Raw genomic sequence first — 15,521 nt, forward strand, 5'->3', positions numbered from 1 at the left:
GAATGGTTATCCGTTTTCGTGCGAACCAGGCCTTCAGTTGGTGCCTCCGGTGGCCGACTCCTCATCGGGAAGAGCCTCGGCCAACTCCGCAACACTGGGCCACGGAGCCGGCCAGCCGCCGGGCGCAGCCGCGACCTCGATGGTGGGGCGTTCCATGCTCATCGGTACGCCTCCAGCAACTTCGTCAGTTCTCGGCGGCCGACACCTCGGAGTCGGGCGTCGACGTTGGTTGCGAGGTCAAGCGCTGCGACGACGGATGTGTCGACCAACCTGCCGACGCGGACGAAGTCGAAGCTGGTCACGCGCAGCGTGACAGTCCCCGCCGCGCCGGGTCGGCGCGCAGGCCAAGGGTCCGTACGAGGCCGTCGAGCTCGTTGGCGTCGAGGTAGCCGTCGAAGGTCTCGTTGGTGGCGTCGGTGAGGCCGAGCACTCTTGTGTTCGCGGTCGCGACGACCTCGCGGAGGCGCGGGAGTGCGGCGCGGTGGGCCACGTAGGTGTGGGCCTGCGCGCGGTCCCGCATCCGGGTCAGCAGGTCGCCGATCCCTTTGGAGGCGGCGATCTTACGCAGGTTCTGTCGCAACCGGGAGGCTTGGGTGGTTCCCAGCCAGTCTGGGGTCTGACCGGCGAGCAGGGCTACGGCTCCCCAGGCGGTGTGTTCGGCCCATGCGCGGGTGCGGCCTTGGCGTTGCGACTGGCGATAGCGGTCGACCGAGGGGCGGTCGATCAGGCCGCGAGCAACCCGAGTGACGGCGCCGGAGTCGGCCAGCCGTCGGGCATGTCTAGTCGACACCCCCAGGGTGTTCGCTGTCTCCTCGATGGTGAGGAACTCCGGCCGAGCCACAACAGATGATGTCCCATAGTGGACGTAATCTGTAACCACCGGTGCGGGGACGAGGTTGGGGCGGGAGATGAGTGGGAGAGCGCTCAGGGGGTGCGGACTACCAGTCGGCGGCATCCGTTGCGCCGAGCCGCATCGCCTCGTCAATCAGCCCTGTGAGATCGGGCTGGGGATCGCCTTTGCGAAGTCGAGGCACGATCTCGCGAAGCTGATAGCCGATACCCCATTGCTGGCCGGTCGTGTTCTTGAGGAGATGGGTCAATAGTCGAGCCCAATCGCTTGCCTCGGCTGAAACGTCGACGTCCTCGAGGCGGTGGAGGAACCAGCCGTGCTGGTCGAGTCCCGCCTCGGAGCCCAGCACAAGATCGATCGCCTGGTTCCGCACGCCGGGCAGCCCGACGACCCAATCGGCTGTCGCCGATGCCTCGGCGGGTGTGAACGGCAGGGGCACAGACTGATTGCGGCCTGACCAGTACGCGCGGATCCATCGGCCCCACTGCTCGGGGGCGTCGTCAGGTGCCAGTTGCGCCAGAGCGCGGCTGACTCCTTGCGCCCAGGCGATCCGGAGGTCCTCTGGCGCCGCCCAGAGGAAGCGTGTCAACCAGGTGTCAGGTGCAGCCGGGGCGAACATCGCGATTGAAGCAAGATGCCGCGCGAGCTGATCGCGGAGGTCATCGGGCAACTCCTCAACATGCTCCGTGGTCACCATATAGGCGTCGAGCAGTCCGGCTTGAAGCAAACCGTCGTTCCATCGACCCCATGTAAGGAAGCCCTGCCATGCGGCCGTGGCCTCGATCTGGTTCGTCCAGTCAAACAAGGGGAGAAGTCGGTCCTCACACCAGCCACGGTCTGCTCCGAAGAAGAAGTGCAACTGTGAGGTGAGGAAGGTTCGAGCGAGCAGGCCGTTGCGATCAGTGGCCGAAGCCATCCGATCCAACTGTTCCGCAACGCGCTGTGGGAGGACGTCCCAAGTGGACTCGGTCTCGGACCACTCCCACTGAACTACCTTCGTCCAGAACTCAGCGAGGTCACCCGCCGGGTGATTGATCGCTTCCATGACGATGTCAGCTCCGCTGATGATGTCGCCGTCGACGTCAGACGATGGCCATAGGCCAGCCGCGAGTTGCTGAGCGCGTTCGATCTGATACCACGGTGTCGGGTGCTCGGGTCGTCCCCCGTTCGACAACATCGCGGATGCCGGCCCCCGAATCTCGTCGTGATCCCAGCCAGCGATGATCTCCAACACCTGCTCGATCAGTTCCTCATTGAGAGTTGCGCCGTCCCAGCCATAGATGAGCGACTCGCGGAAATCGCTGTCCTCGGTCTTCAGGACTCGAGCCAGCCGCAAGCCATCCGTGGGGTACGTCGTGACACAGGCTTGAAGGGAACGAAGCGCGCCAGTCCAAGTTGGTCCGGTAAGGGCGTGTCTCTCCGTCTGGAACTCCCGGAGTCGAGTGAGCGCAACAGTTGGATCTTGGGCTACCAGCTCGTGGAGGTCCGTCGGGGTGAACGGAAGCGCATCTTCGACAACGCCGAATGACCCATAAAAGTTGAGATCGGGGTGTTTCCTTCGGTCGTACTCGGGGTGCTCCGCCTGCGCTTGCTCGAAGGCGGCCGTGGCAATCTGAAGGTCGGGTGCGGAGTCTGCGAGCCAGTCGAGCAGGTTGTAGCTACGGTACGCCGAGTTCTCATCGTCATCATCGCCAGAAGGACCAGCGACAGCGGCGTCGACAAGCCGCTGGGCCACGTCGTCGCCTGAAGTCGGGAGTGCGTCCCGGATCAGCTGGAACACCTCGTGCCGTAACAGAACGTCCCACAGAAGGTTCTGGCCAAGAACCCAGTTCAGCTTCTCATCGGACCCAACGTCGGTGCGCACGCGCCAGCCGTGCACAGCGAGGCGTCGAAGGATCGTGTTGGGCGACGAGCCCCAGAGCTCCAGATAGGAGCGTCCGAGGGGACTGGCATGGGAAAGGGCAGCCTCTATCGAGTCACGCGCCGCATCGATGAGGACATCTACGGAGTGGCGATGCCTGTCTTGCTCGTGACGTTCAATGGCTGACCGCGAGAAGGAGACAGGATCGAACGTGCTTTCAGGACTCACGCCACGAAGGCTTCGATAAACACTCGATATCTGCTGAGTCGTCAGGCTGAGAATCTGAGCGAAGTGCTCGTCGAGAACCGGTACGAATATCTTCGTCCAGTTGTCCGTGAGCCAGTACTCAGCACCGCAAAGGACCACCTCGAACCGTGGTTGGTTTGCGGGTCCACCGAAGTCGAATGCTCGCTCCAGGCGTGGGCGGGTCCGATCCTCGAACACCATGAGGGCAAGATCGAAATTGGTGGACCAGTCCTTGTCAAAAAGCATCATGTCGAGCAGGTCATGTCGGTGGGTCGGGGCGTTCTGCAGGACAAGCTGGAGCCATGGATTGAGCCACAGCGGGAACGTGCCCTTGCGAGCGAAGAGCGACTGCGCGATGGCGTACCACGTATCCGACGGCCAAGGTCTGTCGCGGAACGCGCGCAGTGCCATGCCCGAGACTTCTTCCGAGTGGATGTACTGGTCGGCGATCCACCGCATGAGGGTGTGGGCCGTCGGCTCGCTTGCGACGTCCTGAGAGAACAGGGTGAGGAACGCAGGGCGGGCTTCTAGCCAAGCGAACCACCGCCGGCTGCGGTCGGCGTCATCGAATTTCGCCTTCTCTGTGAAGTACCTCACTCGCTCCGGGTGTGCGAGTGCAGCCTCGACATACGACACTTCTTCTGGGATGGTGGGCGGTTCCGCGGAAAGGAGCTCCGCAAGCCGTGCACGATGCTCGACTTGCCCCATCGTCGCCAGGGTTCGCCATCGCTCGAGGGAGTCTGGCAAGGCGGAGTGGTCTCCTGAATCGTTCGGATACGAGATCGGCGTGAGACCCAGGCGGCGCCACTCTGCGTTCTTCTCATCGTGAGTGAGTACATATCGGCTTTGATCCGGCCCAAGGGAACGCGCCAAGTACTGCATCACGACGTCGCCGTGGCTGTAGCCGATGAAGACGATCGTAAACTTCGAGAACATCCTCTCGAGGAACCTGGCTGCCCATGCCTCTCGGAGGTAAGCGTGACCGAAGTCGGTGTCCGTCACGACGAGCCTGCGGCTGGCCTGAGACAACGATCCGTGGAGGTGAACCACACCCTCGAAGTCATCGCCGACAGGTAGGGCAGGAGCCTCGTAGACATCGAAGGCTACCGACATCGAAGTTGCCGACGAGGTGAGATGCAGGTCGTAGTTGGTGGTGACTATCCGCGGGCTCGGATACGCAAGTGCAAGCCCCATGATCGCTTGATGAAGGGCGTTCGGCTGCGACCCAGGCTGACCAATCGCCGTCGACACCAGCTGATGCACATCGTTACCGTGGTCTTGAAGCCGACCCAGAAATACATCAGGATGGCGGACTTCATCATCCGTCGGTTCACGCCCCACGCGTGCGCCGATATTGTGCACCAGTTGTGCGAAGTCCGGCAGGCCTGCCGGATGGGCGCGGGAGGCGCCGGCTCCCACGAAGAAGACAAGATCGCCCCTCTCCGCAGCGTCGAGTACGGCTTGCGGCACATCGATGTCGCCGATCCACATAGGTCAGGCCACGTCGCTCGGAACGGCAGTCCGTTTGATGTGCTGCAGCGTGTCGACGATGACCCCCACGTCGGCGTCCGCGAAGAAGTAGTCGGGGCCGGTGGGTGCGTGGTCGGTGTACGGCGACTCGAAGAGACGTGCCGGCTCCATGACGCCGTTCTTGGTCAGCTCGTCGATGATGAGGTTCACGAAGCGAACCTGATCGGCGGAGAACTTCGTGCCATCGAGGTAGATCTCGAACGCCTCGGTCGCGGAGGAGCGATCCAATCCGACGAGGCTGCGTACGAAGATGCCGAGTCCGCCTTGCTCGTTTGCCCAGGTGATGTCGCCCTGCTGACCGCCGGAGGCGACAAGCATCTGCTCCAGCTCGGTGAGGTCGTCAGCGGTGAGTTGCTTGTTGCGGCGCAACCGCTGGAGGGCGAGGTTGTCGAGATGCTCGCGGAGGTAGGCCTCGGCCTTGGCGCGGAAGCGCTCGAAGTTGGTACCCGGCGTCACGCGGGGAAGCGCCACCTCGACGCCCTCGCCGAGGGTGTCCGCGAAGTCGGTGTAGATCGGGTTGCGTGCGGTCTTCTCGATGAACCGCGCAAGGCCTCGGATCCGGAGTCGAGCGAGCTCCAGCATCGGCAGGGTGACGTCGATCCACCACTCGTCGCCGGCCACCGACTCCAGCAGCTGAGCCTGCTCGGCGACGCTCGGGATCGTGGTCTTGCCGAGCAGCGCGGCGGCGATGGCTTGGACGGACTCGCGCAGCCGCTCGGCCAGCACGGCATCGCCGTCGAGTTGGGCAAGCTGGCGGCGCAGGATGACCAGATCGAACCGCTTGGCATCCTCGTCGTCGTCACGGACCGAGGACGGCAGCCCGCCGAGCGTGAGCAAGGCCTCTGCGTCTTCGGGCACGATCTGGTGCCACGCACCCGCAGACGCGTACTTCTCCACGGCCCGGCGGTGCGGGCGGACAACAAAGTTGTCGAGGTTCATTCCGGCGACGACCTCGTGCAGTGTCTTCACGGTGGACGACCGCAGAACGGGTTCGGAGTCGCCGAGCGCGGTGACAAGCCCGAGCCGCCCCTCGAAGAGCCGCTGGGAGAGTGACTTCTGGGTCTGTCCCTGGGGTCCCGGGAGGTCCTGGCTGAAGTATTCGAGGTTGCCGCAGAAGTCGAAGACCAGGAAGTCCTGCTTGTCCTGGCCGGGGCCGAACAGGTCGGGGCACAGCCGGGTGCCGCGGCCGATCATCTGCCAGAACTTCGACTTCGACCGCACCATCTTGAAGAAGACGAGATTGACGACCTCGGGGACGTCGATGCCGGTGTCGAGCATGTCGACGCTGATCGCGATGTGGGGCGCCTTGTCGCTGATCGAGAAGTCGTCGATCAGCGACTGGGCGTACGGCGTGCCGTGGGTGATCACGCGGGCGAAGCGACCGGCGAGCTCGGGGTAGGCGAGGTTGAAGCGCTTCTCGATGAACTCGGCATGCTTCTGGCTCTTGGCGAAGATGATCGTCTTGCCGAGTCGATCGCCACCGGCCACCTTGTATCCCTGCACCATCAGGGTTTCCAGCACCTTGTCGACGGTGTCCTCGTTGAACAGGAACCGGTTGATCTCCTCGACGCCCACCTCGTCGGGCGGGCCGTCCTCACCCCAGTCGAGGGTGTCCCACTGGCCCTTCTCCTCCTCGGTCAGGTCGTCGTACTTGATGCCCGAGCGCAGGAACTGGGTGCCGACGCTGATGCCCTTCGGTGGCACGAGGTAGCCGGCATCGACCGCTTCGTCGAGAGAGTAGTTGTCGGTGGGGACGCCGTCCTCGAGGTGGAACAGCCGGTAGGTGTTGTGGTCGACCTCGTCCTTGGGTGTCGCGGTGAGGCCGATCAGCAGGGAATCGAAGTAGTCGAAGATCGCCCCGTACTTGGCGTAGACGGAACGATGCGCCTCGTCGATCACGATGAGGTCGAAGTAGCCGGGGCCGAAGCGGCGCACCCCGCCAGTGGGACCTGTCGAATCGATCTCGTTGATGAGGTTCATCATCGTGGGGTACGTCGACACGTACACCCGCCCCTCGATCGCCTTCTCCGTCACGAGGTTGACCGTGGTCGAGCCGGGCAGGTGTTGCTTGAACGCGTTGGCGGTTTGGTTGACCAGAGCGGTGCGGTCGGCGAGGAAGAGCACACGCTTGACCCAGTTCGCCTGCTGCAGCAGATCGACGAGCGCGATGGTGGTGCGGGTCTTGCCCGACCCGGTGGCCATGACGAGGAGGGCCTCGCGCTGCTTGCGGTCGAACGCGTCACCCACGGCCTTGATGGCTCGGACCTGGTACGGACGGCCGGCGATGTCGGTGTTCACCGGCGCCGTTGGCAGCGGGAGCTTCGTCTGGCGGCGTTGGATGAGCAGCTCCAACTCGTCGCGGGTGTAGAAGCCCTGGATCTCCCGGGGCGGGTAACCGGCCGCGTCGTCCCAGATCCGGTGTTCGTAGCCGTTGGTGTAGAAGATCACCGGACGGCGGCCGAACTGCTTCTCCAGGCAATCGGCGTACAACTTGGCCTGTTGCTGACCCACCTCCGGAGACTTGGTGGTGCGCTTGGCCTCGACCACCGCGAGCGGAAGGCCGTCGGCTCCCCACAACACGTAGTCGACGAAGCCGGTGCCGCCACCGGTGGTGGAGCCTGTCGGCACCGGCATGCCGGTGACGGGATACTCGCGGTCGCGCTCCTCGTCCAGCGCCCACCCTGCCTCGTGGAGCAGGACGTCGATGAACAGGTCGCGCGCGCCCGCCTCGTCGTAGTCGCGCGTGTCGGGTGCCGTCGCTGCCTGAGCAGCAGCGATCTGCTGCTTGAGCTCGGCGATCTCCGCCTCGTGCGCGGCCAGCCGGTCGTCCTTCTCGGCGAGCTCGCGGGCGTGGGCCTCGTCCTGCTCCTTGAACTTCGCGGCGAGCCGGGCGACCTCCTGGCGCGACAGCGGTGCAGCTCTCGCGGCCAGCTTCGGATCGAACTGTGCCTGCAGCGGTACGGCCTCAGGTGCCGGGGAGTGGTGGTACGCCGTCCACACGACGACGTTGAACAGCTCGCGCAGCACGGCGAGCGACACGTCGGGTCGGATCTGCCGGTTGTCGTGGACCGCGGTGTTGGCGATCCGACGGATCGCGGTCAGCTTCTGCGTGATGCCCTGCGGCACCCTGGCCTTGAAAGCCGGGTCGTTGATCTTCGCGGCCAAGTCATCGCGGTACGGGACCGGCAGGGACAAGACGTCGTAGAGGTAGCCGACAAGTGCCTCGACCACCCGGCGGCTGTAGAAGCAGGCCGACCGCGGGTCGGAAGCAAGGTAAGACTCAGCGCGGGCGCAGTCGGCGTGAATCGACGGCAGCGTCTGGCGAACGAAGCCGAAGTTGGTCATCCGTCCTGCCCCGGCAGTCCTGGCAGGACGACGTCGGTGAGGTAGCCGCGCAGAGCGGGCACGTCCTGGGTGGCGGTGCGCCAGACGCGGCGTGGGTCGAGGTCGTCGTACTGGTGTGCGGCGAAGTTGCGCATGCCGACGATCAACCGCCAGGGCTGCCCGTCGTACTGCTCCAACACCGCGGCAGGGATCCGGTTGATCCCCTCGCCGATGCGGATCAGGCCCATCTCCACGGCCCACTGACTCCGGGTGTCGCGCACGAAGGCCTCCTGCCCGATGCCGGTGAGCTCGGCGAGCACGTCGCACACCGCGATCACTCGCTCCGCGGCGTCACGGGCCTTACGGCTGTCGTCGGTCTTGTCGTTCACACCGCGACCGCCTCGCTCAGGAGTCGGTCACGAACCTCGCCTCGCAGCGAGTCTGCGGCGATCACATCGACCTCCACGCGGAGGAGGTCACTCAGCGCCAGGCGCAGACCGACCTCGTCGAGCAAGGTCGCCTCCTCGGTGAAGTCGACCAGGACGTCGACGTCGGAGCCGGGACGGTCGTCGCCGCGGGCGACCGATCCCACCAGCCTCGGCTGGGACGCGTGGAACTGATCGACCAGCGTGCGGATGTCGTCACGATGGTGCTCGACGCGGGTCGAAGGTCGACTGGTCAGTGCTTGGGCGATCCGGTCGAGGACATCAGGGCTGGGCGCGCGCCGGCCGTTCTCGTACGCCGACAGGTTCGGCTGGGAGACCCGCGCCGCGCGCGCCAACTCCGACTGGCTCATGCCAGCCGCCAGCCGTTCCGCGCGGACGTCCATGTGGTCATGGTAGCGAAGTGTTATCGATCACGATATGGGGGAGCGGTCAGAGTTCACCGCGGAAGGCGCGGGACTGGAGGGAGGCGAAGAGTTCGTCGTCCGATCGCGACGCCCGCAGGACCACAGACTGCTGGGCGCCGATACGTGCTGTTCGAGTGCCAAACGCTTCTTGGAGATCGAGCGGTGGCACCGCGAGGATGACCCTACCGAGGGTTTTCTGATTGACCTTGTAGGTGCCGTTGGTAGTTCGCGCGACCGCCTCGATCTGCGATCGTGTTGCTTTCTGCTTCCACGCGGCTTCGAGGAAGGACAGGGTCACGAGTGTCGTGTCCACCGCACCTGCGATGACGGTGTCCGGGAACACGAGGTCTGATCGGTTTTCTCTCGAGTATGTGCCCACCCCGACGAGGGCCTTGTTGCCGTTGCCCCGACACATCAGGAAGTCGCGGTCGGTGACCCGTTTGTCGGCCGGCGGCTCGATTGCAAAGACACCCGACTTGACGGCAGACGGCTCGAAGGAGCCCCGCGTGACGGAGGACAGCGTAAGAACTTGAGCTTCGTGTGACCCGGCTGTCGCGGGGGAAAGGCCATTGCGCATGTGCGGCATCAGCGTGCTGGCACGGATTGACGGGTAGTCGCCCTCCGCGAACATGTCGGTGAAGATCGACTGGGTAAGGGAGTCGAGGTTGGTGAGGATTTGGCGGCGCTTGGCGCGGAGGGCGTCGGCGTGGTCGAGAATCGCGGCGATGCGGCGCTGCTCGGGGAGAGGTGGGAGAGTCACATTGAGCCGGTAGACGTCGTCCCGATTCAGACCTGGTACGGCGGCAGACTTGTTCATCGTCTCCATGCGCAGCGATCTAAGCATCCAGTACGCCCAACGTCGGTCGAGGTCTTCACGCTTGGGTTTGACGAAGTACGCCGTGTCAATAGGCCAGGCGGGACCGTCGACCCAAGTGACGCTGCCGATACTGCCCTTCCGCCCGACGACGATGGTGGGTGCGTCGGTGATGCCGGCGGAGTGCCCTCCGACGACGCCACCGGAACCGACCACCGGCACGTCTCCGCCGTCTCTGTCGGATTCCTTGAGCGCCTTTCCGTATGACAGTTCGAGGATGTCGCTGATAGTCGTCACGACAGCATCGCCTTCAGTTCGGCGAGACCCTTGGCGATCTCGTCTTCCATTGTCTCAATGTCCGCGATGATCTCCAGCGGCGGGCGGTGCTCGACCTCGTCGTACTCGATCTCCTTGTAGCGGTTCAGGGACAGGTCGTAGCCCTGGGCGACGATGTCGGCCTTCGGGACGAGGAACGACTGCTCGGTGCGAGCGCGATCCCGTTCCGGCGATTCTGGTGTCGACAGTGTCAACCAGCGGTCGGCAACGTCGGGGAGGTCGTTGGGTTCGACCGGGCTGCGCTTGTCGTCGAGCGAGAAACCGTCGGCGCGGACGTCGTAGAACCAGACGTCGTCGGTGCCGCCGGAGTTGGTCTTGGTGAAGAACAGGATGGCGGTGGAGACGCCGGCGTACGGCCGGAAGACACCGGACGGCAGCTTGACCACAGCGTCGAGCTTCTGATCCTCGACCAGGATCCGGCGCAACTCCTTGTGCGCCTTGGACGACCCGAACAGCACGCCGTCGGGGACGATGACCGCGGCGCGGCCGCCGGGCTTGAGCAGCTTCAGGAACAGGGCGAGGAAGAGCAGTTCGGTCTTCTTCGTCTTCACCACCCGCTGCAGGTCCTTCGACGTGGACTCGTAGTCGAGTGACCCGGCGAACGGGGGATTGGCGAGAATCAGCGTGTACTTCTCGGCGTCCTCACTCGCACCCTCGGAGAGGGAGTCGCGGTAGCGGATGTCGGGAGCCTCGACGCCGTGCAGCAGCATGTTCATGCTGCCGATGCGGAGCATGGTCGAGTCGAAGTCGTACCCGTGGAACATCGAGGCGTGGAAGTGTTGGCGCTGCGCGCGATCCAGCAGAGCCTCGGCGTGGGTGTCGCGGACGTACTCGCTCGCCGCAACGAGGAAGCCGCCCGTGCCGCAGGCCGGATCGCAGATCTCGTCACCCGGTTTCGGTGCGGTCATCTTCACCATCAGGTCGATGATGTGGCGCGGCGTGCGGAACTGCCCGTTGGTGCCGGCCGAGGCGACCTTGGACAGCATGTACTCGTACAGGTCGCCATTGGTGTCGCGGTCCGCCATCGGGATGTCGTCGAGCATGTCGACGACCTTGGAGAGCAGTGCCGGCGTCGGGATGGTGAAGCGGGCATCCCTCATGTGCTCGCTGTAGGTGGTGCCGTCGCCCAGCCCGCGGAGGAACGGGAACACCTCGTCAGCGATGGTCTTGTGCATCACCGCCGGGGAGGTGTTCTTGAACTGGCTCCACCGCAGGTGCGCCTGACCGGGCAGAAAGACGGGGTTCTCGACACCGCCTCCGGTCACGCGAGACCGATTCTCCGCGAGCGTCTGGACGTCGTCGAGGCGGCGGATGAACAGCAGGTAAGTGATCTGCTCGATGACTTCGAGCGGGTTGCTGATCCCGCCGGACCAGAAGGCGTCCCAGACGCGGTCGATCTTGCTCTTCAGCTCACCCGTGATCACAGGCATGACTCTATGTTGATCCAGAAGTGGTCGTCGACGCCGAGCGCCTTGGAGAAGAGCAGGGGGCGGTGTCGGTGGTGATGGCGCGCTTGCCGCGGACGATCTCGCTGATTCGGGTCTGGGGGAGACCGGTGGCTTGGGCGAGACGGTACTGGGTGATGCCCAGCGGCTCCAGGAACTCGGTCAGCAGGCTCTCGCCTGGAGTGCTCGGGTCGTGTGCCTTCGATGCTGTAGCCATGATCGATGTCCTCGCTTCGGTGAATAGGACACTCAGCGACACGATGCAGACTCCACGCAAAAGGGCCTCTGACCTGCATTGCTGCAGGTCAGAGGCCCTTCGGTGCTACGACGTCTCTCAGAGGTCGTAGTACATCTCAAACTCGTGCGGGTGCGGCCGGAGCCGGATCGCGTCGATGTCGGCACGCTTCAGGTTGATCCACGTGTCGATCAGGTCTGAGGTGAACACGTCCCCGGCCAGCAGGAACTCATGGTCAGCCTCGAGCGAGTTGAGCACCGCGTCCAGCGAGGCCGGGACCTGCTCCACGGCGGCGTGCTCATCAGGCGGCAGCTCGTACAGGTCCTTGTCGATCGGCTCGGGCGGCTCGATCCGGTTCTGCACCCCGTCCAGTCCGGCGAGCAGGATCGCGGCGAACGCCAGGTACGGGTTCGACGACGGGTCGGGGCAGCGGAACTCGACGCGCTTGGCCTTCGGGTTCGACCCGGTGATCGGGATCCGCATGCAGGCCGACCGGTTGCGCTGCGAGTAGACGAGGTTGACCGGGGCCTCGAAGCCGGGCACCAGACGGTGGTACGAGTTCACCGTCGGGTTGGTGAACGCCAGCAGCGACGGCGCGTGCTTGAGGATGCCGCCGATGTAGTGGCGCGCCATGTCCGACAGCCCGGCGTAACCCGACTCGTCGTAGAACAGCGGGTCGCCCTCGTTCCAGATCGAGGAGTGGACGTGCATCCCGGACCCGTTGTCGCCGAAGATCGGCTTCGGCATGAAGGTGGCGGTCTTGCCGTTGGCCCAGGCGGTGTTCTTCACCAGGTACTTGAACTTCATCACGCTGTCGGCGCTGGCCAGCAGCGAGTCGAAGCGCCAGTTGATCTCGGCCTGGCCGGCGGTGCCGACCTCGTGGTGGGCGCGCTCGACGATCAGCCCGGCGTCGGTCATGTGGCGGACGATGTCGTCGCGCAGGTCGCCGAAGTGGTCGGTCGGCGCGACCGGGAAGTAGCCACCCTTGTAGCGGACCTTGTAGCCGCGGTTGCCGCCGTCCTCGACGCGGCCGGTGTTCCAGGCGCCGGCGACCGAGTCGATCGCGTAGTAGGAGGTGTTCGCCTTGGTCTCGAAGCGGACGTCGTCGAACACGTAGAACTCCGCCTCCGGGGCGAAGTAGGCGGTGTCACCGATGCCGGTGGTGGCCAGGTAGGCCTCGGCCTTGCGGGCGATGTTGCGTGGGTCGCGGCTGTACGGCTCCAGCGTCAGCGGGTCGTGCACGAAGAAGTTGACGCACAGCGTCTTCGCCTTGCGGAACGGGTCCAGGTAGGCCGTCGTCGGGTCCGGCAGCAACGCCATGTCGGACTCGTGGATCGCCTGGAAGCCGCGGACCGACGAGCCGTCGAACGCGAGCCCGTCGGTGAAGACGTCGGGGCCGAACTCGCCGGCCGGAACGGTGAAGTGCTGCATCACCCCCGGCAGGTCGCTGAAGCGGACGTCGACCATCTCGACGCCTTCGTCCTTGACGTACGCGAGGAGATCTTCGGCCGTACTGAACATGTGCATTCCTTCGTGCCGGTTGCTGGGCGGTGGGTTCCACCGTGACAGGCACATTACTGTGCCGCCGTTGCGGCACGATCACGTCCGTGTTTCAGGGATGTAACAGCGGGTCGGGCAGGCCGAGCCGTACGGCGGCCGCCCGGGCCAGCACGTCGAGATGGTCACCGGGGTGCTCGACGCTGTTGGCGTAGTGGCCGAACAGCTCGAACGAGATCGTCCCGAACAGCTCGGTCCAGGCCCGGATGATCCGTACGACGTCGGCCTCGGTGACCCCGGCGGGGTCGTCGATCCCGAACCGGGGCAGGGATGCGAGCGTACTGGCGGCATCGGCGCGCAAGCCTTCGGTCGGCAGTGGGTCGACCTCGTCGCGGACCTCGCCACGCAGTCCCAGTCGTTGCGCGTCGATCACCACCCGGGCCATCTGGATCACCACGCGGGTCGCCGGTGCGATCGTGTCGCTCGGGGCGGCGTACCCGATCAGCGGGGTGCCGTACAGCAGCCCGTACTCGTGCGGATGGGCCACGCTCCATGCACGGGTGGTCCGGTAGCTGGTCAGCCAGCGCGCGCCGACGTCCTCGGTCGGCAGTCGTGCGTCGGCACCGGTCACGGCGTCGCCGAGCCGGTCGTACGAGTCGATGATCACCGCGGTGAGCAGGTGGTCCCGGCTCGCGAAGTAGCGGTAGACCGCCGACGGCGCGATGCCGAGCTCGCGGGTGACCGACCGGACGGACAGGCCGGCGGCGCCGACGACGCCCAGTTGGCGCCGGGCCTCGGCGATCACGTCGGCCGTCATCGCCGCGCGGGCCCGCTGGCGGGGTGTCGGTGTTCGCTCGGGCATCACTTTCCCCCTTCCGGGACTTGACGTCACACCCTAGCGAGTGTGAACATGGTTCACAACAGAGAACACTGTTCACGAATGGAGCAACGGATGTCTCGAATCATCGTCCTGGGAGCAGGCCCGATCGGGTCCACCACCGCACAGGAGTTCGCCGACCGCGGCGACCAGGTCACCGTCGTCACCCGCTCCGCCAGCGGGCCGCGGCGACCCGACATCGACCTGGTCGCGCTGGATGCGGCCGCCCCCGAGCTGCACGACCTGGCCCGCGGGGCCGACGTCATCGTCAACGCGATCAACCTGCCGTACGCGCAATGGGCGACCGACTGGCCGCCCCTGCACCGGGCCATCACCGAGGTCGCCGAACGCAGCGGGGCGGTGCTGGCGCTGATCGGCAACCTGTACGGCTACGCGGCCGGTGCCAGCCCGATGACACCCGACCTGCCGCTGGACCCACCCACCCGGAAGGGGGCGGTCCGGGCAGCGATGTGGGAGGACCTGGCCGAGGCCACCCGGGCCGGCCGGCTCCGCGCCCTGGAGCTCCGCGCCTCCGACTACGTCGGCCCACAGGTCACCGCACCGATGGGCGCCCACGCCGGACCACTGCTGCTCGACCCGGTGCTGGCCGGCCGACGGGCGTGGGTGATGGGGGACCCGGACGCCGCTCACACCTGGACCTCGATCAGCGACATCGCGCGGACCACCGTGGTGCTGGCCGGGGACGAACGGGCCTGGGGCCGCGGCTGGCACGTCCCCAGCGCTGAACCCCGGTCGATCCGACAGGTGGCCCGCGACTACGCGACGGCCGCCGGCCGACCCGAGCCGACGGTGACGAAGCTGCCCCGTCCCGTGCTGCGGCTCGGTGGGCTGTTCCAACCGCAGCTGCGCGAGATGGTCGAGATGATGTATCAGTTCGACGAGACGTTCGTCGCGACCCACGACGAGACCACCACCACCTTCGGCGTCCGGCCCACCCCGTGGAAGCAGACGGTGGCCGAGATCGTCGCCGGCCGGCTCGACACACCGGTTCCGGTGCCGGCCTGACCGACAGTCGCGTACCGAAACGCGGCGATTTCGCGGCCCGGGCCGCGTCGGCGGTCGATCGGCCCGAAATCGCCGTGTTTCGGGCAGCCGAGCGGCTCCGGATTCGCCCGGCGGGGCGCAGGTAGGCTGGCCCGGTGCCAGCGACCAAACCGGCGACCCACGTGACCGAGGACGACTATCCCGGTCAGGACCTCGGACTGCCGCGGTCCGGCCCCGGATCACTCGCCGGCTGGTTCCCCCGGATCACCGCCATCGTGATCGACTGGGCGTTCTCGATGCTGCTCAGCGCCCTGGTGCTCGGGCTCGACTCGCTCACCACCTACGACTGGCGCCGCTGGGGCACCCTGGCCATCTTCTTCCTGCAACGGTTCGCGCTGACCATGATCACTGGCGCCAGCGTCGGGCAACTGCTGTGCCGGATCACGGTCGCCCGACTCGACCGGCAGAAGATGGGCCTGTTGCGCTCGCTCGGCCGGGCCGCGCTGCTCAGCATCGCCATCCCGGCACTGGTGATCGGCGCCAACCGCCGGGGCCTGCACGACCTCGCCTGCGGCACCGTGGTGCTGTCGCGGCGCTGACCTCGACCATGATCACTGACGTGTCTCCTGACGGTGGCACGCCGTTCACGTG

Annotated in this window: 13 protein-coding genes; 2 read left to right on the plus strand and 11 right to left on the minus strand. The window is 65.8% G+C overall.

What is annotated here, in order from left to right; genetic code table 11:
- Nucleotides 1–33 precede the first annotated feature (33 nt).
- The 11 genes from ACQBAU_RS05740 to ACQBAU_RS05790 form a co-directional block, all read right to left on the minus strand.
- Complete coding sequence (locus tag ACQBAU_RS05740) at nucleotides 34–162, minus strand: hypothetical protein (protein WP_465254848.1); 129 nt, start codon at nucleotides 160–162, stop codon at nucleotides 34–36.
- A 136-nt stretch (nucleotides 163–298) separates the two neighbouring features.
- Entirely contained in the window at nucleotides 299–841 is a 543-nt protein-coding gene (locus ACQBAU_RS05745; protein WP_465254847.1) for a hypothetical protein, read from the minus strand.
- A 97-nt stretch (nucleotides 842–938) separates the two neighbouring features.
- A complete protein-coding gene (locus tag ACQBAU_RS05750; RefSeq protein WP_465254846.1) occupies nucleotides 939–4,448 on the minus strand; it encodes a DUF4020 domain-containing protein in 3,510 nt (1,169 codons plus the stop codon).
- A gap of 3 nt (nucleotides 4,449–4,451) precedes the next feature.
- Nucleotides 4,452–7,718: a DEAD/DEAH box helicase family protein gene (locus ACQBAU_RS05755; protein WP_465259466.1), complete on the minus strand. Its 3,267-nt coding sequence runs from the start codon at nucleotides 7,716–7,718 to the stop codon at nucleotides 4,452–4,454.
- A 110-nt stretch (nucleotides 7,719–7,828) separates the two neighbouring features.
- Nucleotides 7,829–8,200: a HepT-like ribonuclease domain-containing protein gene (locus tag ACQBAU_RS05760; protein WP_465254844.1), complete on the minus strand. Its 372-nt coding sequence runs from the start codon at nucleotides 8,198–8,200 to the stop codon at nucleotides 7,829–7,831.
- Nucleotides 8,197–8,640, minus strand: a complete 444-nt coding sequence (locus tag ACQBAU_RS05765; RefSeq protein ID WP_465254843.1) for a helix-turn-helix domain-containing protein — start codon at nucleotides 8,638–8,640, stop codon at nucleotides 8,197–8,199. Before ACQBAU_RS05765 ends, ACQBAU_RS05760 begins: the two co-directional genes overlap by 4 nt.
- A 46-nt stretch (nucleotides 8,641–8,686) precedes the next feature.
- Nucleotides 8,687–9,772 (minus strand): restriction endonuclease subunit S, encoded by a 1,086-nt coding sequence (locus tag ACQBAU_RS05770; RefSeq protein WP_465254842.1) that lies wholly within the window; start codon nucleotides 9,770–9,772, stop codon nucleotides 8,687–8,689.
- Nucleotides 9,769–11,241 carry a type I restriction-modification system subunit M gene (locus tag ACQBAU_RS05775; protein ID WP_465254841.1) on the minus strand — a complete coding sequence of 491 codons (1,473 nt, stop codon included), beginning with the start codon at nucleotides 11,239–11,241 and terminating at the stop codon, nucleotides 9,769–9,771. The genes ACQBAU_RS05770 and ACQBAU_RS05775 overlap by 4 nt, the downstream gene beginning before the upstream one ends.
- A 4-nt stretch (nucleotides 11,242–11,245) precedes the next feature.
- Complete coding sequence (locus ACQBAU_RS05780; protein ID WP_465254840.1) at nucleotides 11,246–11,473, minus strand: HigA family addiction module antitoxin; 228 nt, start codon at nucleotides 11,471–11,473, stop codon at nucleotides 11,246–11,248.
- A 117-nt stretch (nucleotides 11,474–11,590) separates the two neighbouring features.
- Nucleotides 11,591–13,012: a type I glutamate--ammonia ligase gene (glnA, locus tag ACQBAU_RS05785; RefSeq protein ID WP_465254839.1), complete on the minus strand. Its 1,422-nt coding sequence runs from the start codon at nucleotides 13,010–13,012 to the stop codon at nucleotides 11,591–11,593.
- 91 nt (nucleotides 13,013–13,103) lie between these two features.
- Nucleotides 13,104–13,850 carry a TetR/AcrR family transcriptional regulator gene (locus ACQBAU_RS05790; RefSeq protein WP_465254838.1) on the minus strand — a complete coding sequence of 249 codons (747 nt, stop codon included), beginning with the start codon at nucleotides 13,848–13,850 and terminating at the stop codon, nucleotides 13,104–13,106.
- Between the two features lie 90 nt (nucleotides 13,851–13,940).
- On the opposite strand from ACQBAU_RS05790, the gene ACQBAU_RS05795 reads away from it, so the two are divergent.
- Nucleotides 13,941–14,891, plus strand: coding sequence for an NAD-dependent epimerase/dehydratase family protein (locus ACQBAU_RS05795; RefSeq protein WP_465254837.1), 951 nt, complete (start codon nucleotides 13,941–13,943; stop codon nucleotides 14,889–14,891).
- A gap of 134 nt (nucleotides 14,892–15,025) precedes the next feature.
- Complete coding sequence (locus tag ACQBAU_RS05800; protein WP_434549328.1) at nucleotides 15,026–15,469, plus strand: RDD family protein; 444 nt, start codon at nucleotides 15,026–15,028, stop codon at nucleotides 15,467–15,469.
- Nucleotides 15,470–15,521: the final 52 nt, after the last annotated feature.

The organism is Carbonicoccus niuqiaonis (assembly GCF_050157065.1).
In the GTDB taxonomy this organism is placed as follows: Bacteria; Actinomycetota; Actinomycetes; order Propionibacteriales; family Propionibacteriaceae; genus Avipropionibacterium.